This is a genomic window from Mesorhizobium sp. W050 (genome assembly GCF_054719535.1).
This window is the reverse complement of record NZ_JBTTIH010000001.1, coordinates 4,059,544-4,078,106: the sequence shown is the minus strand read 5'-3', so window position 1 is coordinate 4,078,106 and position 18,563 is coordinate 4,059,544. Positions and strand designations below refer to the sequence as shown.

At 64.1% G+C, this 18,563-nt stretch carries 14 protein-coding genes; 8 read left to right on the top strand and 6 right to left on the bottom strand.

What is annotated here, in order from left to right; translation table 11 throughout:
- Positions 1-173 precede the first annotated feature (173 nt).
- The gene (locus tag ACYG9Y_RS19850; protein WP_023738358.1) at positions 174-2,462 is read right to left on the bottom strand and encodes a mechanosensitive ion channel family protein; all 2,289 of its coding nucleotides are present in this window, start codon (positions 2,460-2,462) and stop codon (positions 174-176) included.
- Positions 2,463-2,744: 282 nt separating this feature from the next.
- On the opposite strand from ACYG9Y_RS19850, the gene ACYG9Y_RS19845 reads away from it, so the two are divergent.
- From ACYG9Y_RS19845 to ACYG9Y_RS19810, 8 genes are all read left to right on the top strand, one after another.
- Complete coding sequence (locus ACYG9Y_RS19845) at positions 2,745-3,347, top strand: ANTAR domain-containing response regulator (protein WP_023667842.1); 603 nt, start codon at positions 2,745-2,747, stop codon at positions 3,345-3,347.
- A gap of 2 nt (positions 3,348-3,349) precedes the next feature.
- Complete coding sequence (locus ACYG9Y_RS19840) at positions 3,350-4,588, top strand: CmpA/NrtA family ABC transporter substrate-binding protein (RefSeq protein ID WP_031253320.1); 1,239 nt, start codon at positions 3,350-3,352, stop codon at positions 4,586-4,588.
- Positions 4,589-4,926: 338 nt separating this feature from the next.
- Positions 4,927-6,255: a CmpA/NrtA family ABC transporter substrate-binding protein gene (locus tag ACYG9Y_RS19835; RefSeq protein WP_023667844.1), complete on the top strand. Its 1,329-nt coding sequence runs from the start codon at positions 4,927-4,929 to the stop codon at positions 6,253-6,255.
- A gap of 94 nt (positions 6,256-6,349) precedes the next feature.
- The gene (gene ntrB / locus ACYG9Y_RS19830; protein WP_023682697.1) at positions 6,350-7,240 is read left to right on the top strand and encodes a nitrate ABC transporter permease; all 891 of its coding nucleotides are present in this window, start codon (positions 6,350-6,352) and stop codon (positions 7,238-7,240) included.
- A 10-nt stretch (positions 7,241-7,250) separates the two neighbouring features.
- Complete coding sequence (locus tag ACYG9Y_RS19825; RefSeq protein ID WP_023682696.1) at positions 7,251-8,048, top strand: ABC transporter ATP-binding protein; 798 nt, start codon at positions 7,251-7,253, stop codon at positions 8,046-8,048.
- A 4-nt stretch (positions 8,049-8,052) separates the two neighbouring features.
- Positions 8,053-10,503 (top strand): nitrite reductase large subunit NirB, encoded by a 2,451-nt coding sequence (gene nirB, locus ACYG9Y_RS19820; protein ID WP_023738361.1) that lies wholly within the window; start codon positions 8,053-8,055, stop codon positions 10,501-10,503.
- 5 nt (positions 10,504-10,508) lie between these two features.
- Positions 10,509-10,838: a nitrite reductase small subunit NirD gene (nirD, locus tag ACYG9Y_RS19815; RefSeq protein ID WP_023682694.1), complete on the top strand. Its 330-nt coding sequence runs from the start codon at positions 10,509-10,511 to the stop codon at positions 10,836-10,838.
- Between the two features lie 3 nt (positions 10,839-10,841).
- Positions 10,842-13,679, top strand: a complete 2,838-nt coding sequence (locus tag ACYG9Y_RS19810; RefSeq protein WP_023738362.1) for a nitrate reductase — start codon at positions 10,842-10,844, stop codon at positions 13,677-13,679.
- Between the two features lie 78 nt (positions 13,680-13,757).
- Here the strand turns inward: ACYG9Y_RS19810 and ACYG9Y_RS19805 are convergent, their stop codons facing one another.
- Genes ACYG9Y_RS19805 through ACYG9Y_RS19785 form a run of 5 tightly spaced genes read right to left on the bottom strand, consistent with a single transcriptional unit; the run spans position 13,758 to position 18,478 of the window.
- Positions 13,758-15,053, bottom strand: a complete 1,296-nt coding sequence (locus tag ACYG9Y_RS19805) for an NAD(P)/FAD-dependent oxidoreductase (RefSeq protein WP_023738363.1) — start codon at positions 15,051-15,053, stop codon at positions 13,758-13,760.
- On the bottom strand, positions 15,050-16,033 hold the full coding sequence (locus tag ACYG9Y_RS19800) for a branched-chain amino acid ABC transporter permease (RefSeq protein ID WP_023738364.1): 984 nt from the start codon (positions 16,031-16,033) through the stop codon (positions 15,050-15,052). Before ACYG9Y_RS19800 ends, ACYG9Y_RS19805 begins: the two co-directional genes overlap by 4 nt.
- Entirely contained in the window at positions 16,030-16,938 is a 909-nt protein-coding gene (locus ACYG9Y_RS19795; RefSeq protein WP_023682690.1) for a branched-chain amino acid ABC transporter permease, read from the bottom strand. Before ACYG9Y_RS19795 ends, ACYG9Y_RS19800 begins: the two co-directional genes overlap by 4 nt.
- Entirely contained in the window at positions 16,935-17,681 is a 747-nt protein-coding gene (locus ACYG9Y_RS19790; protein WP_023686958.1) for an ABC transporter ATP-binding protein, read from the bottom strand. The genes ACYG9Y_RS19795 and ACYG9Y_RS19790 overlap by 4 nt, the downstream gene beginning before the upstream one ends.
- Positions 17,678-18,478 carry an ABC transporter ATP-binding protein gene (locus tag ACYG9Y_RS19785; protein WP_023686959.1) on the bottom strand — a complete coding sequence of 267 codons (801 nt, stop codon included), beginning with the start codon at positions 18,476-18,478 and terminating at the stop codon, positions 17,678-17,680. The genes ACYG9Y_RS19790 and ACYG9Y_RS19785 overlap by 4 nt, the downstream gene beginning before the upstream one ends.
- Positions 18,479-18,563: the final 85 nt, after the last annotated feature.

Here is an 18,563-nt window from a genome sequence, read left to right as displayed (position 1 = left end):
CTCGCGGAAAGGCCAGCATATCTGCTCTTTTCGTCAAGCTTGGCCTCAGAACGCCACGCTGGTGCTGGTTGGCGGCGATCGCGTCGTCGCTATCGGCAGCTCGACTAGCGTGGTGTCGTGGGTCCAGGCATTGCGCGGAAAGCCGTGTTGCGACCGGCCGGTATCACAGCGTCCTACTCCGTTGTGCTCGCTTTTTTTCTGCGCCGATTGGTGTGCGACTGGGCGACGGCCATTCGTAATTCAGGTGTGATCTCCAAAGGCGCATTCTCTGTCCCATGCGGGTCTTGCAGCCCCTGGACGTGGACGGTCGGGAATGGGAGTTCGATGCCCTGCTCCTTGAAGGCCTGGCGGAGGCGCAAAAAGAACCTGCCTTTCATGCTGAAGGCGCCTCCAGGTCTGGTCGTGACCTTGACCCTCAAGACGATGCCGTACTCGCCGAACTCCTGCACCCCCTGCATCTTGATCGGTTCGATCACCCAGTGTTTGAACTCCGGATCTTCCGCCAGTTCCAGGCCAATTCGCTTGATCAGTTTGCGAGCAAAGTCGATATCGGTGTCATAGCCAACGGTGATGTTGAATTTGTCGGTGACCCAGTCACGGCTCTGGTTCTGCACGGCGCCGAGTTCGCCGAAAGGTATCGTGAACAGCGGACCACGATGGTGGCGCAGCTTCACCGAGCGCAGCGAAAAGCTCTCCACCGTACCCCTGTAGCTGCCCGATGAAATGTATTCGCCGACACGGAAAGCATCGTCGAGCAGATAAAACACGCCAGAGATCACGTCCTTGACGATGGTTTGCGCGCCAAAACCCACGGCGACGCCGACGACGCCGGCGCCGGCGATCAGCGGGCCGATCTGGATGCCGATCGAAGCGAGCATCATCAGCACCGCCATCACGATGATCACTGCTAGCAGAATGTTCTGGATGATCGGCAACAGCGTGTGCAGCCGCGCCTGATGCGGATCGAGGGTGAGGATGTCTTCTTCGCTCACCACCGCTTGCGGTATCGCGACGCCCAGCTTTCGTTCGATCAAGGCTTTGATGATCGACCAGCCGAAATCGGCAGCAAGGGCAATGACCACGACGTTGATCAAGCCGCGCAATATGAGCATGGTGGTCGTATCGCTGCCGCGCATGGATTGCATGTCCAGGCCCAGTACGCGTGCGAGAAGGTAAGCCGCCGCGAGGATGAAAATCATCCGGATACCGCGATCGATGACAGCGATCGTCACCGCCGGGATCGTCGGCCGGCCGGCATCTTCCGAACCGGGCCGCAGGACGAAATTAACCCCGCGCTCTGTCAGCACAATTGCCAAAGGCAGGAAGAATGCGGTGAAGGTAAACCAGAAGAATGTGTAGAGGCCGGCAATGCGTTCGAGGAACAGAACGACGAAGTAAGCCGTCAACAACCATGTCACTGCCGTGTGACCGCTGTGGCGCGCGCCGTCTCGCTGCGTTCTTGGCCGACGCCAAATGGCCAGCAGGAAGAGCAACAGCAGGATGAAATCGGCGCCCACCGACAGGACCATCATTCCGTCCTGGTCTATGCCGAGACCCGGCAAGAGGACAAACGCGGCGGCGAAGAAGGCGAAAACGCCGACGATCCGGGGCAGCCAATAAGCCCAATGGTCAGCAGCTCCGTTGGTGATCGGCAGGGCACGAACCTCGATGGCGTGCTCGACCTCCATGAAAGAAGGGACGAGCGTGGCCATCACGTATAGGCGCACAGCCCACGTAAAGACCGCAGCCATCAGAAATGTCAGCACAATCTCGCGGATGAGCGCTGGCCAGTCGAACAGCATGAACGCACCGGCGCTGCCCAGCGCGAACGAGCCGATCATCATGCTGGAATAAAGCGTGCGGCCGCCGATCTTCTTGGCCCGCCCGATGGGCGTATCTCTGGGTTGCGCGATGATCCAAAGACGAAATGGACGGGTGAGCTTGTATATTGCCCAGGTGAGCGCCAGGCCGGCAGCGATAAAGATCGCAATCAGCACCAATATGCTGACGGGGCCCTTGCTGGACATATCGTCCATTGTCTGGGCCCGGACGCGCGCGAACTGGCCTGGCAGTGTGGGCACGGTTCGCACGATTTTCTCGATGTGATGCTTGATCCGATCGAGCGTCGAGGATGCCATTGTATTCATCTGGCCCGGTGCGGCCACGGCGTCGGCCGGCGGAGCGCCAGCCGCAGCAGGCGCTTCCGTTGATCCAGCGGCCGGATTTCGTTGCTCGGCCACCCAGGCCTTCACCGACGGATCGTCGAGAAGCTCGAACAGCTGTTTGACCTTGTCGGGCGCGACTGCGGCCGGTGACTGCGCCTGTGCCGGGCCAGCCAGCAGGAGGGCGATCCCAAGGACGAACGGCCCGGCAATCAGGGCAAACTTCGTCGTCAGGCCTCCGAGACGCCGTGCCGGGCGCGCCAGCTTGCTGGCTCCCAATCGTCGATTCATGAGCAGCATCGTGCGGTAACCTTCCGGTCAGATCGGCGAGCAAGGACAGCTATGTCCGTCGTTGCCCCCACCTTTAACAAGCCGATGTTGCGGTGCAAGTCTCATCGCACCTAGACCGTTGGGTAGGGCACCAGGCGACCGGCAAGGCTGTCATCACCAGTGCCAGCGTTGCGCTGCATTCCTTGTCCCGACCACCTAGACCGGGTCGTTGTCGGTCGGGGGTTGCTCCGCGGCGGGAGCCTGTGACCATGCCGCATTGCACAATTTTGCGACCTTGCCCACAATGCACGCATGGTCCGCAGCTCACTCGCCGTCCTGGTCATCGACGAAAACCGTATCCGCGCCGCGATCATCGAGGCAGGTTTGCGCGAGGCCGGCCATGAGCGGGTCACCGTCATCCACGACGTGACCGGCATTGCGCGGCGCATCGCCGAGATCGAGCCGGACGTCATCGTCATCGATCTGGAAAACCCGAACCGCGACATGCTGGAAAACATGTTCCAGCTGTCGCGTGCGGTGAAGCGGCCGATCGCCATGTTCGTCGACCGATCGGACCAGGCATCGATCGAAGCGGCGGTCGATGCCGGCGTTTCGGCCTATGTGGTCGACGGCCTCAGGCAAGAGCGCGTCAAGCCGATCCTGGACATGGCGGTCAGCCGCTTCAACGCTTTCTCGCGCATGGCGCGCGAGCTGGAAGAGGTTCGAGGGGAGCTTGAGAGCCGCAAGGTGATCGACCGTGCCAAGGGCATCCTGATGAAGTCGCGCGGCCTGACCGAAGAGGCCGCCTACACGCTGCTGCGCAAGACGGCGATGAACCAGAACCGCAAGATCGGCGACATTGCCCAGAGCCTGGTGACTGCCGCCGGGCTGCTCGGGCCGTCGGAGGACGAATGAGCATGAGCGCCGAGCACCAGATCACCGCCGGCTTCATGCCGCTCTTCGACAGTGCCGTGCTGGTTGCGGCGGGTGAGCTTGGATTTGCCGCACGCGAGGGCATCGATCTCACACTGCACCGCGAGACCTCCTGGGCCAACATCCGCGACCGCATCGCCATCGGCCATTTCCACCTGGCGCACATGCTGGGGCCGATGCCGCTCGCCTGCAATCTCGGGCTGACGCCGCTTGCTTCCGAGACCATCGTGCCGTTTTCGCTCGGGCTTGGCGGCAATTGCATCACCATCTCCAACGCCGTCTGGGAAGGCATGGCGGCACACGGCGCCATACCCGATCTTGAGCCCGCGCGCGCGGGCGCAGCCCTCGGTGCCTTCATTCGCGACCGCGCCGGGGCTGGCGGCGATCCGCTGCGCTTTGCCGTGGTGCACCCGCATTCGGGGCATAATTACGAACTGCGCTACTGGCTTGCCGGGTGCGGCATCGATCCGGAGCGCGAGATCGAGATCGTCATCGTGCCACCGCCCTTCATGGCCGATGCGCTGGTCGCCGGGCGGATCGACGGCTACTGCGTCGGCGAGCCCTGGAACAGCGCCTCGGTCGCCGCCGGCACCGGCCATATCGTCACCGTCAAGGCGCTGCTGTGGCGCAACAGTCCGGAGAAGGTGATCGGCGTGCGCAAGGCCTGGTCGCAGGAGAACCCGGTCGCGCTGGCAGCATTGCTGCGCGCGCTGCATCATTCGGCGCGCTGGTGCCAGGATCGGGACAACCACGCCGAACTGGCTGGTGTGATGGCTCAAGCTGGCTTCCTGGGCCTGCCACCAGCTGTCCAGATGCCGATCCTGACCGGCCATCTTGAACTGGGCGGCGGCGCCGAACTGGATGTCGACGACTTCTTCCTGCCCTTCGACAAGGCGGCGAACTTTCCGTGGAAGAGCCATGCGCTGTGGTTCTATACGCAGATGGTGCGCTGGGGGCATGTCGAGCACACGCCGGAAAACCTTGCTATCGCCCGTGACTGCTACCGTCCGGACCTCTACCGCTCGGCGCTAAAGCCGCTTGGCGTTGCACTTCCCGGCGCCAATGCGAAGGTCGAGGGCGCGCTTAAGGTCGCCACGGCTGTCGGTGCGACTGGGGCAGGCTTGGTGCTTGGGCCGGACGGCTTCTTCGACGGTCAGACCTTCGACCCCGACGAGATCGACGGCTATATAGCGCGCCAGAAAGTCGCTCGCGCGGAAGCCTGATCATTCTCGCGCCATTCTTGTGCATTGCACAAAAAATGTGCGTGCGATTGCTGTAATGAACAATCTTTGACCTGCTTGCGATGTCGCCTCGCGTGCCGGCGTCTGGCGCGTAATGTTGATTTCATTTAGGTTTTTCGTTTCACTCAGAACTGGCACGGTTCCTGCTTTGAATTAGCCAGACCCTTCGCGGGTCACGGAACAGGCGTCCAATGGCGGGCGCCACAGGCAAAGCTGCCGCTCAGGTCAACGACGCGATCCCGGATGTACGGACGCGCGAGACCTGGACGGCGGCTTTTTTGTTTTGGGCCACTCGACGAAGCGTTCAACCGGAGATCACGATGAAAGAAAAAATAGGGAAATGGATCGGGACGGGAACATCGCTCAAGGATGTGACGCGCCGCGATTTTCTTGTCAGCAGCGCCATGACGGCCGGCCTGTTCGTGGCGGCCCGCAAGCTCTTCCCCTCGGGCGCCTATGCCGCCACGACCGCTCCGGAGGTCACCGGCGCCAAGCTCGGCTTCATCGCGCTGACCGACGCGGCGCCGCTGATGATCGCCAAGGAGAAGGGGCTGTTCGCCAAGTTCGGCATGCCCGACGTCGAGGTGATCAAGCAGGCCTCCTGGGGCGCGACGCGCGACAATCTGATGCTCGGCGGCGAAGCCAACGGCATCGACGGCGCTCACATCCTGACGCCGCTGCCCTATCTCATGCACACCGGCAAGGTGACGCAGAACAACCAGCCGATGCCGATGGCTATCGTGGCGCGGCTCAACTACGACTGCCAGGGCATTTCGGTTGCGCAGGAATACGCCGGCACCGGTGTCGGCCTCGACGCCTCCAAGCTGAAGGACGCCTTCGCCGCCAAGAAGGCGGCCGGCAAGGAAATCAAGGCCGCCATGACGTTCCCGGGCGGCACGCATGATTTGTGGCTGCGCTATTGGCTGGCCGCCGGCGGCATCGATCCCGACAAGGACGTCTCGACCATCGTCGTGCCGCCGCCGCAGATGGTCGCCAACATGAAAGTCGGCAACATGGACGTGTTCTGCGTTGGCGAACCGTGGAACGAACAGCTCGTCCACCAGGGCGTTGGTTTCACCGCCGCCACCACCGGCGAACTGTGGAAGGGTCATCCCGAAAAGGCGCTCGGCCTCCGCGCCGAATTCATCGACAAATACCCGAACGCCACCAAGGCGATCGTGATGGCCGTCATGGAGGCCCAGCAATGGTGTGAGGCCACGGAGAACAAGGACGAGATGGCCGCCATCATCGGCAAGCGGCAATGGATGAACGTGCCTGTCGCCGACATTATCGGCCGCCTCAAGGGCGACATCAACTACGGCAATGGCCGCGTGGCCACCGGCACTGACCTCTACATGAAATTCTGGAAGGGTGGCGTCTCCTATCCCTACAAGAGCCACGACAGCTGGTTCCTCGCCGAAAACATCCGTTGGGGAAAATTCGCGCCGACCACCGACATCAAGACGCTGGTCGATCAGGTCAATCGCGAGGATATCTGGCGCGAGGCGGCGAAGGATCTCGGCGTTGCCGCAGCCGATATTCCGGCCTCGTCGTCGCGTGGCGTCGAGACATTCTTCGACGGCAAGATTTTCGACCCGGCCAACCCGTCGGCCTATCTCGACAGCCTGAAGATCAAGGCATCGGCTTGACCGGCGCAAACGGCGCGTTGCGCCGTTTGTCGCCCCCAGCGCAACGGCGCTTCGCCGCTTGTCGCCCGCATCGACCCCGGAGTTATACTCAGACATGTCCATCCAAGCCATTGAGGAAACCACGGTGAAGGCGTTCCCCGCGAAGCCTGCCGCGGTCATCGCTTTCACCGCCAAAGCGCGGCGCCGCTTCGACCCGATCGCGATCGCCGGCAGGCTGGCCACCGCCCTGGTGCCGCCGGTCATCGTTATCGCCTTCATGCTGGTCGTGTGGCAGATCGCCTGCTCGTCGCCGACCGCCAGCCTGCCGCCGCCCAGCCAGGTGTGGAACGAGGCCTATGACCTGATCGCGCATCCGTTCTTCAACAACGGCCCGCAGGATATCGGCCTTGCGTGGCGGGTGCTGATCTCTCTGCAGCGCGTCGCCATCGGCTTCGGCCTGGCGGCGATCGTCGGCGTCGCGCTCGGCGCCCTGGTCGGCCAGTCGATCTGGGCCATGCGTGGCCTCGATCCGGTGTTCCAGATACTGCGCACCGTGCCGCCGCTGGCCTGGTTGCCGCTGTCGCTGGCTGCTTTCCGCGATTCCAGCCCGTCGGCGCTGTTCGTTATCTTCATCACCTCGATCTGGCCGATCATCATCAACACCGCCGTCGGCGTGCGAAACATTCCGGAAGACTACCGCAACGTCTCACGCATCTTGCGGCTCAACCAGTTCGAATTCTTCGTCAAGATCATGGTTCCGGCCGCCGCACCCTACATCTTCACCGGCCTCAGAATCGGCATCGGCCTGTCCTGGCTCGCCATCGTCGCCGCCGAAATGCTGACCGGCGGCGTCGGCATCGGCTTCTTCATCTGGGACGCCTGGAACTCGTCGCGGCTGCCCGACATCATCGTCGCGCTCGCCTATATCGGCGTCACCGGCTTCTGCCTCGACCGCCTGGTCGCTGCGGTCGGCGCTTTCGTCACCCGCGGCACAACGGCAAAGTGAGGAGAGGGCGATGACGGCCTATCTGAAGCTCGACCATATCGACAAATCCTTTGCCCGCGGCGGTCAGGTCAGCGAGGTGCTCAAGGACATCAGGCTGACCATCGACAAGGGCGAATTCGTCTCCATCATCGGCCATTCCGGCTGTGGCAAGTCGACCTTGCTCAATCTGATCGCCGGGCTGACCAAGGTTTCCGCCGGCGCCGTGCTGCTTGAAAACAAGGAGGTCGACAGCCCCGGACCCGAGCGCGCCGTGGTGTTCCAGAACCACAGCCTGCTGCCATGGCTCACCGTCTACGAAAACATCAGCCTGGCGGTGTCGAAAGTCTTTGGTCGTTCCAAGAGCAGGACCGAACGGCATGACTGGATCATGCGCAATCTTGATCTCGTGCAGATGGCCCATGCCAAGGACAAGCGGCCGGCCGAAATATCGGGCGGCATGAAGCAGCGCGTCGGCATTGCCCGGGCGCTTGCCATGGAGCCGAAGATCCTGTTGCTCGACGAGCCGTTCGGGGCACTCGACGCGCTGACGCGCGCCCATCTGCAGGATGCGGTTATGGACATCCATTCCCGGCTCGGCTCGACGACGATCATGATCACCCACGATGTCGACGAGGCGGTGCTGTTGTCCGACCGCATCGTCATGATGACCAACGGTCCAGCGGCGACCATCGGTGAGGTGCTTGCGGTGCCGCTGGCGCGGCCGCGTCGCCGCGTCGAACTCTCTTCCGACCGCACCTTTTTGCGCTGCCGCGAAGCGGTGCTGAAGTTCCTCTATGAACGTCACCGCTTCGTCGAAGCCGCGGAGTAACGCCATGACCGAAAAACTCGTCATCATCGGCAACGGCATGGCCCCCGGGCGCATGCTGGAGCATCTGCTCGAACAGGCGCCGGGCCGCTACACCGTGACCATCTTCAACGCCGAGCCGCGGGTGAACTACGACCGCATCATGCTGTCGCCGGTTCTCTCCGGCGAAAAGGCCTATGAGGAAATCATCATCCACGGCGACGGCTGGTACATCGCCAACAACATCACCCTCTACAAGGGTCACAAGATCGTCGCCATCGACCGGGCGGCCAAGACCGTCACCTCCGACCACGGCGTCACCGAGCCTTACGACAAGCTCGTCATCGCCACCGGATCGGTGCCTTTCATCATTCCGGTGCCCGGTCACGATCTGCCGGGCGTGCTGACCTATCGCGACCTCGACGATGTTCAGGCCATGATGCTTGCCGCCCAGTCGCGCGCCAAGGCCGTGGTCATCGGCGGCGGCCTGCTCGGGCTGGAGGCGGCAGCAGGTTTGAACGCCCAAGGCATGGACGTCACCGTGCTGCATGTCATGCCGACATTGATGGAGCGTCAGCTCGACCCCGCCGCCGGCTATCTCCTGCAGCGCGCGGTGGAACAGCGCGGCATCAAGGTCATCACCAAGGCCAACACCCAGGCGATCACCGGCAACGGCAAGGTCGGGCAGGTGGAGCTTGCCGACGGCACTATTATCCCGGCAACGCTGGTGGTGATGGCGGTCGGCATCCGGCCGAATGCGGCGCTGGCCAGAGAGGCCGGCATAGCCGTTAATCGTGGTATCGTCGTCGATGCCGGCATGCGCAGCAACGACCCCGACATCTACGCGCTCGGCGAATGCGCCGAGGTCAACGGCCAGGTCTACGGGCTGGTCGCGCCGCTCTACGAGATGGCGCGTGTTGCCGCGAGCCAGTTGGCCGGCAACGAGGCAGCGGCCTTCGTCCACATGGACACGCCGACCAAGCTCAAGGTCACCGGCATCGACCTGTTCTCGCTTGGCGACTTCGCCGAAGGCGAGGACCGCCAGGAGATCGTGCTGCGCGATGCCGCCGCCGGCGTCTACAAGCGCCTTGTGCTCAAGGACGACCGCATCATCGGCACCGTGCTTTATGGCGAGACGGCGGATGGGGCCTGGTTCAACGATCTCAAGAAGAAGCAGACCGACATATCGGAGATGCGCGACACGCTCATCTTCGGCCAGTCCTACCAGGGGGGTGCCCCGCTGGACCCTATGGCGGCCGTTGCAGCCTTGCCGGATGATGCGGAAATCTGCGGCTGCAACGGCGTTTGCAAGGGCAAGATCACCGGCGCGATCACGGCCAAGGGCCTGGCTTCGCTCGACGACGTGCGCGCCCACACCAAGGCATCGGCTTCCTGCGGTTCGTGCACCGGGCTGGTCGAGAAGCTGATGGTGCTGACCATCGGCGACAAATACAACCCGGCCGCCGTGCAACCGATGTGCGGCTGCACAACGCTCGGCCATGACGAGGTGCGCCGGCTGATCATCGCCAAGAGCCTGAAGACCATTCCCGCCGTCATGCAGGAGCTGGAATGGACGACCTCCTGCGGCTGCGCAAAATGTCGGCCGGCGCTCAACTACTACCTCGTCTGCGACTGGCCCGATGACTATGCCGACGACTACCAGTCGCGTTTCATCAATGAGCGCGTCCACGCCAACATCCAGAAGGACGGCACCTATTCGGTGGTGCCGCGCATGTGGGGCGGCGTCACCAACGCCGCCGAACTGCGCGCCATCGCCGACGTCGTCGACAAGTTCGAGATACCGATGGTCAAGGTCACCGGCGGCCAGCGCATCGACATGCTGGGCATCCGCAAGGAGGATCTGCCGGCGGTGTGGGCCGATCTCGGCCAGGCCGGCTTCGTCTCAGGCCATGCTTACGCCAAGGGCCTGCGCACGGTGAAGACCTGTGTCGGCTCCGACTGGTGCCGCTTCGGCACGCAGGATTCGACCGGCCTCGGCATTCGCATCGAGAAATTCATGTGGGGCTCGTGGACCCCGGCCAAGGTTAAGATGGCGGTGTCGGGCTGTCCGCGCAACTGCGCCGAGGCGACCTGCAAGGATGTCGGCGTGATCTGTGTCGACAGTGGCTACGAGATCCATTTCGCCGGCGCCGCCGGCCTCGACATCAAGGGCACCGAAGTGCTTGGCCTGGTCAAGACCGAAGACGAGGCGCTGGAGCATGTCGTGGCGCTGACGCAGATGTATCGCGAGCAGGGCCGCTATCTCGAGCGCATCTACAAATGGGCCAAGCGCATCGGCATCCCCGAGATCAAGCGCCAGATCATGGACGACGGCGCCAAGCGCAAGGCCTATTACGAGCGCTTCGTCTTCAGCCAGAAATTCGCCCAGGTCGACCCGTGGTCGGAACGCGTCTCCGGCAAGGACAAGCACGAGTTCCGGCCAATGGCTTCTGTCGGGTTTGCGCAGGCGGCGGAGTGATCAAAATGGACTGGATATCGATCGGCTCACTCTCCGACATCCCGCGGCGTGGCGCGCGCTGCGTCGACACACCCGAGGGTAAGATCGCCGTCTTCCGCACGCAGGACGATCAGGTCTACGCCATCGACGATCATTGCCCGCACAGAGGTGGGCCGCTGAGCCAAGGCATCGTCCACGGCACCGCCGTCACCTGTCCCTTGCACAATTGGGTCATCTCGCTGGAGACGGGCAAGGCGCTCGGCGCCGACGAGGGCGCCGTACGCACCATTCCTGTGCGGACCGAGGGCGAGCACCTGTTCATTGCGCTGAAAGCGCTGGCCAGCCGCGCGGCCTGAAGCATGGAACTGGGCGAAGCGCGCGAGGTGAGGACCACCTGCCCCTATTGCGGGGTGGGTTGCGGCGTGCTGGCGAAAGTCGCCGCGGACGGTGAAGTCAGCGTTCGCGGCGACCCCGACCATCCAGCGAACTTCGGCCGGCTCTGCTCCAAGGGCTCGGCCCTGGCCGAAACCATCGACCTCGACGGCAGGCTGCTCTACCCCGAAATCCACGGTCGCCGTGCCGGCTGGGACGAGGCGCTCGACCGCGTCGCTTCGACCTTTTCGCAAACCATCGCCGAGCACGGTCCTGACTCCGTCGCCTTCTATGTCTCCGGCCAGTTGCTGACCGAAGACTACTATGTCGCCAACAAGCTGATGAAGGGCTTCATCGGCTCGGCCAACATCGACACCAATTCGCGGCTATGCATGGCCTCCTCGGTTGCCGGCCACCGCCGCGCCTTCGGCTCCGACACCGTGCCCGGCACCTACGAGGATCTCGAGCTCGCCGACCTGATCGTGCTGGTCGGCTCCAATCTCGCCTGGTGCCATCCAGTGCTCTTCCAGCGCATCGCGGCGGCCCGGGAAAAACGACCGGAGATGAAGGTCGTGCTGGTCGACCCGCGCCGCACCATGACCGCTGATATCGCCGACATTCACCTGGCGATCGCGCCGGATGGCGACGTTGCTTTGTTCACTGGTCTGCTCGCCTGGCTCGGCCAGCACAACGCACTCGACCGCGCTTACATCACCGCCCACACGACCGGCTTCGGGCAAGCGCTCTTCGCTGCCTCGAAACTCGATCTTGCCGGCGTTGCCGCCGCCACCGGCTTGAGCGAAGAGGAGCTTGCCCGCTTCTATAGCCTGTTTGCCACCACCGCAAAGACAGTGACGGTCTACAGCCAAGGCGTGAACCAGTCGTCTTCGGGCACTGACAAGGTCAACGCCATCATCAACTGCCATCTCGCCACCGGCCGCATCGGCAAACCTGGGGCAGGACCGTTTTCAGTGACCGGCCAGCCCAACGCCATGGGCGGCCGCGAGGTCGGCGGCATGGCCAATATGCTGGCCGCCCATATGGAGATCGAAAACCCCGAGCACCGCGACCGCGTGCAGCGTTTCTGGAATGCGCCGGCCGTCGCCCCAAAGCCCGGTCTGAAGGCGGTCGAGATGTTTCAGGCGATCGCCGCCGGCCGCATCAAGGCATTGTGGATCATGGCCACCAACCCGGTCGACTCGATGCCGGATGCCGATGCCGTCGAGGCGGCGATCAAGGCTTGCCCGTTCGTCGTGGTTTCGGATGTGCTGGCGAGCACGGACACCATGCGCCACGCCCATGTGCGGCTGCCCGCCGCCGCATGGGGCGAGAAGGACGGCACCGTGACCAATTCAGAGCGCCGCATCTCGCGCCAGCGCAGCTTTCTTGCTGCGCCCGGTGAGGCGCGGCCGGATTGGTTGATCGTCGCCGAGGTGGGCAAGCGGATGGGGTTTGACGAGGCGTTTTCCTATTCGTCGCCAGCGGAAATCTTCGCCGGACACGCCGCGCTGTCCGGGTTCGAGAATGACGGCGCACGGGATTTTGATATTGGCGCTTATGCTGGTGTTGATAAGGAGGCCTATGCAGCGCTTGAGCCTTTCCAATGGCCGGCGCCGAGCACAGCCACCCCCCTCTGGCCTGCCGGCCATCTCCCCCGCAAGGGGGGAGATCAGCCGTCGCCTCGGCCTTCGCCAATTACCAACGATGCAGAAGATATGCCGGCGTCAAAGCTGCCAATCTCCCCCCTTGCGGGGGAGATGTCCGGCAGGACAGAGGGGGGTGTTCAAGCGGGACTTGACCCTTCCAGCACCCGCTTCTTCGCCAACGGCAATTTCTACAATCCCGACCGCAAGGCGCGCTTCATCGCCATTCGTCCCATCGTCGAGACACGCACCAGCCCGGACTATCCGCTGATCCTCAACACCGGCCGTGTTCGCGACCATTGGCACACGATGACCCGCACTGGAAAAAGCCCACGTCTCTCCCAGCACATGGCCGAGCCCTTCGTCGAGATCCACCCGGCGGATGCCACGCATCACGGCATTGGCGACGCCGACATAGTGCGCGTCTCCAGCCCGCGCGGCGATGTGCTGGTGCGCGCGCTGGTGACGGCACGCCAGCGCCAGGGGAGCGTTTTTGCGCCGATGCACTGGACCGATCAGTTTTCGGCAAAGGGCCGGCTCGATGCGCTGACCGCGCCTCTGACCGACCCGGTTTCCGGTCAGCCTGCGCTGAAACATGTCGGCGCCCGCATCGAGAAGTTCGCCGCGAGAGCCTTCGGCTTCGCTGTGGTGCGCCGCAAGCCGGTGGCGGTCGCAGCAGATTACTGGGCCGTGGCCAAATGCAAGGGGGGCTGGCGGGTGGAGCTTGCCTTTGCTGACGACGACATCGACTGGGCTGGTTTTGCTGGTTCGCTTTTCGATGTTCCCGTAGCCGATACGCTCGCCTATCACGACCGCGATACCGGCCAGCATCGTATTGCTGCCTTCGACGACCAGCACCTCGCCGGGGCCTTGTTTATCGCGTCGGGACCGGTGGCGGTTTCGCGGGGTTGGGCGGCACAGCAACTCCAGGAGGTTCACACCAGCCAGCGCGAACGCTTCAGGATCGTCGCCGGTCGCGCCGGCGCCGATCGGCCCGATGCGGGCGCGACCGTCTGCTCCTGTTTCAGCGTCGGGGTCAACCAGATCGCGGCGGCAGTGGCAGCCGGGTGCACGACAGTCGAAGCCATAGGCGGCGCCCTGAAGGCCGGCACAAATTGCGGCTCCTGCCGGTCCGAGATCCGGGCGGTCATCCAGGCCAATCGGGTTCAGGCTGCGGAGTAGATGCGGCTGGCTGGCGAGGGGATCTGAAGATATCCTCCTGGGCCGCCACGGTCATCGATTGCGGAAGGTGGTGGCTGTCTAATCCAGCCGGTCGCGCAGGATGCTCCAGGGGAGCAGCATATTCGGTGCATAGCGCACGAGCTTGTGCAGCGGGATCGGCGCTGGCGGCGCGAAGGGGAGCGGCAGATATCGGGCGTCCGTTCCGCTCGCCCAGTCCGCCAGCACTTTGCCCATTGCCGTGGTCATGGCGATGCCGCGGCCGTTGCAGGCGAAGCCGGCGATCAGGCCCGGGCCGAGGTCGATGAGGCGCGGCAGGAAATCCGGCACCACCGCCGCCACGCCTGTCCAGCTGTAGGCAAGCGGCGGCAGGTCAGGCAAATCGAGATGCCTGGCGAGCCGTCGCCAAATCGTTTGCGGCAAGCGCGTCTCGGCGCCGGCGCCGACGACATGCATGCCGCCGCTGATCAGCCGGTTCTGCCCGTCGAAGCGGCAGGTAAAGAGATTGCGCCTGGTGTCGCCGACGCCCTGGCCGCCCGGCAGCAGGCGCGAGCGTATGGCCCGCGACAGCGGCGCAGTGGCGATCTGGAAGACTTTCAGCGGGATATAGGTCCGCGCCAGTGTCCGGTTCAGTGCCCCGCCATAGGCGTTGGTGGCGATCACCACCTTGCCCGCACGCACGGCGCCGGATGCGGTCGTCAAGGTCCAGCCATCCGCAGCGCGGTCGATGGAAGCGACGCGCGTCTGCTCGAAGATCCGCGCGCCGGCTTTTTCGGCGGCATCGGCCAGGCCGCGCGCATACTCGACCGGATTGAGGACGCCGCCCGAGTTATCTATCCAACCGCCGGCGTAGCCGCCGATACCGGTGAGCGTCGTGACCGCCTTGGCATCGAGCGTTACGGTCGGCCTGCCCCGCGCCGCCCATTGCTCGGCGCGCGATCGCGTCTTTTCCAGCGCGGCGGACGAATGCGCCGGCTGGATCCAACCATTCTGCACAGCGTCGCATTCGATGCCGTGCCTCTTGATCAGGCCGAAGACGAGATCAGCGCTGCCGGCGGCGAAGTCAACCAGGCGCCCGCCGCGCTCGGGTCCGAGTTCGGTGATGATGTCGTCTGGATCCCGCTTGGCGAAGTTCGGAACGACGAAGCCGGCATTCCGGCCGGTCGCACCCCAAGCGATGAATTCGGCTTCGAGGACCGCGACCGAAAGCCCTTTCTCAGAGGCATGCAATGCCGTCGACAGGCCGGAAAAGCCGCCGCCCACAATCGCGAGATCGACGTCGAGTCCGCCTTGCAGCGCGCCCCGGTCGCGGCGGTTGCGGCTGACGGCATGCCAGAGCGAAACGCCATACGCTTGCTGCCGGATCATGGCATTCATAATCCGGCCTCGTTCTCGTTGGCCGCCGCCTTTGTCTGTGTGCCGGGCTTCGGTCGGCGCGGCCGGTCGCCGAACAATCCGTTAGGCCGGATCAGCAGGATGACGCAGAGCATGACGCCGATGGCGACGATCTGCAGTGAGGCCGCGCGTGCCTGCTGCTCGGGCGCAAACAGCACGCTGGTCAGCGTGCCCGACCCCGCCCATATCGCCCAGACCAGGATGCTGCCGGCAACGGCGCCGGCATTGCTGCCCGAGCCGCCGACGATCAGCATCACCCAGACCTGGAAGGTCAGGATCGGCAGATAGTTATCGGGCGCGATGAAGCCGGTGAAATGCGCCTGCAAAGCGCCGGCCAGCGCCATGATAGCGCCGCCGACGGCGAAGGCCTGGACGCGGTAGAAGCGCGCGCTCTTGCCCAGCGAAATCGCCGCTCGCTCGTCCTCGCGCAGCGCCTTGAGCACGCGGCCCCAGGGGCTGCGCGACAGGTGCTCCAGAGCGAGATAGGCGATCAGCGTCACAGCCGAAACGACGGCGAGGTTCGACAGGTTGAACAGCAGCGGCGTTTCGGCAAGGCCGCCGAACGGGCGCGGGATGAAACCGATGCCGAACGGGCCGCCGGTGAGTTTCTGCGCGTTGAGCGCGACCAGCTGCACGACGACGGCGACGCCGAAGGTGGTGATCGCCAGGTAGTCGGATCGCAGACGCAGCGTGGCCATGCCGGTAAGTGCTGCGGCGATACCGCCGACGACCATGGCGCCCGCCCAGCCGACCAGGATCGGCAGACCGAAGCCGCCGAAGCGCGCGGCATCGTCCGGGGTCGTCAGCAGCGCCGATGTATAGGCGCCGATGGCGACGAATCCGGCAAGGCCGACATTGAAAAGGCCAGTCAGCCCCCACTGCAGATTGAGCCCCAGTGTGACCAGCGAAAAGATCAGTGCGGTGGTCAGGAAGAAGGCGCCGTAGCCGAGCAGGTCCATCAGCGTTCCCTCACACCAAACAGGCCGATCGGCCGAACGAACAGCACCGCCATCAGGATGATGAAGGAGATTGCGGCGCGCCATTCGGCGCCGATCAGCTGCACCGCACCGGCTTCGGCAAGACCGATGATCAAGCCGCCGAGCACAGCGCCCGGAATGCTGCCGATGCCGCCGAGGATGGCTGCTGCAAACATCGGCAGCAGCATGTCGAAGCCCATGAACGGGCGGATCTGCACCAGAATGCCGATCATCACGCCGGCCACGCAGGCCAGCGCCCCGCCGATGATCCAGGTGACACGCACAACGGAGGCAACGTCGATACCGACGATGCGGGCCAGCGCTGCATTCTGGCTCAGCGCCTGCATGGAGCGGCCGGTCTGCGTGCGTGTCATCAACAGATGCACGCCGAGCACCAGCACGGCGGTCAGCAGCAGAAGCGCGATCTGATCGGGCGTGATGCGGATGCCGAAGCCGACCGGCATGGCGATCTGGATCGCGCGGCTGAAATAGGTCGGCCGTGAGCTGAAGGTGAATTCGAGCAGGCTGCGCAGCGCCATCGAGGCGCCGAAGCTCGCCATCACCACGATGATGGCTTGCCCCTGCGAGCGCAGCCGCGAAAACAGCACCTTGTCGAGCAACAGCGCCAGCAGGGCGGTGAAAGTCATGCCGACAACCAGCGCAACCAGCAGCGACCAGCCGAAGGACAGCGGTCCAATGGGCTCCACCTTGCCGAACATCGCGCCGATGGTGCTGACGACGGCGAGCGTCGCATAGGTGCCCCAGGCCATGAAGTCGCCATGGGAGAAGTTCGAGAAGCGCAGGATCGAATAGGTGAGCGTCACGCCAATGGCGCCGAGGCCGATCATCGAACCGGTCAGCAACCCATCGACGACAAATTGCAGGCTCATGCCGCGCCTCCCTTGCCGGCGTGAGGGCGTTGGCCGAGATAGAGTTCGGCGACGACAGGATCGTTCCACAATTCGGACGCCACACCCTCGTGCCGGTCCTTGCCTTCGACCAGCACATAGGCGCGGTCGCCGATGGCCAGCGCTGCCTTGGCGTTCTGTTCGACCAGCAGGATGGTGACGCCGGACCTGCGGATGCCGGCCAGCATCTCGAACACCATCGATACGAATTTCGGCGAGAGGCCGGCCGATGGCTCGTCGAGCAGCAGCACCTTGGGATGGACGATCAGCGCACGTGCGACGGCGAGCATCTGCCGCTGTCCGCCCGACAGATTGCCGGCGGCGGTGCGGCGCTGGCGGACGAGGTCGGGGAAGGCCGCATACATTTCCTCGATGCGGGCAGGGATTTCGCGTCGCTCGAGGATGCCGCAGGCGACCTTCAGATTGTCCTCGACCGACATCAGCGGGAAGATGTTCTCCGTCTGCGGTACGAAGGCCAGGCCGAGCCGAACCATGGTGTGCGCGGGAGCGGCGGTGATGTCCTTGCCGTCCAGAAATACGGTGCCGCCGGTGATCGGGACAAGGCCGGCGATCGCCTTGATGAAGCTCGACTTGCCGGCGCCGTTGGGGCCGAGCACGACGACGATCTCCCCCTTGCCGACGGTGATCGAGGCGCCGCGCACAATCGGCACGCCGGGCTCATAGCCGGCCTCGAGATTGCGGACGTTGAGGACAGTTTCGCTCATGCCGCACCTCCGAGATAGGCCTCGATGACGCGCGGGTCGCGGGCGACCTCTTCCGCCGTGCCTTCGCTGAGCAACTGGCCGCTCGCCATGACGAGGACGCGATGGCAGAGCCGCGTCACCATGTCGATATTGTGCTCGATCAGCAGAAAGGTGATGCCGTGCGCGTTGATGTCGCGGATGCGGTCGATGATGATCTCGAGCAGCGTCGCGTTGACGCCGGCGGCCGGTTCGTCGAGCAGGATGATCGCCGGATCGGCCATCATGACGCGGGCGAGTTCGAGCAGCTTGCGTTGACCGCCGGAAAGCACGCGCGCCGGTTCGTGCGCCAGCCGAGCGAGCGAGACGAGCTCGAGCAGCTCGAGTGCCTTTGCCCTGGCTGCTCTTTCCTGTGCCGCCACTCGCCACGGCGTGACGAAGTTGGCGAGCAATTTTTCGCCGGCTTGGCCCTGCGCCGCCAGCATGATGTTTTCGATCAGCGTCAGATTGGGCAGGGGGCGCGGGATCTGGAAGGTGCGGCCAAGACCACGGCCGATACGCAGATGAGCGGCTTCGCCGGAGACGCGCGTGCCATTGAGCAGGATATCGCCGCTGGTTGGCAATATGCTGCCCGCCAACAGATCGAACATCGTCGTCTTGCCGGCGCCATTCGGCCCGATCAGGCCGAGGATTTCGCCCGCTTTGACATCAAACGAGACATCGTTGACGGCGACAAGGCCGCCAAAACGCCTGACGACGTTTCGTGCCGTCAGAACTGGCGCACGGGTCTCCTGCCGTTGGCGCTCCGCTGCATCGCTCATCAAACCCTCTGGCCGAAGACGATCGTTGTCGCCTCCTGATTTTTGATTTGTGATCACACTTGCTTTGATCACGCTATTCGGCTTT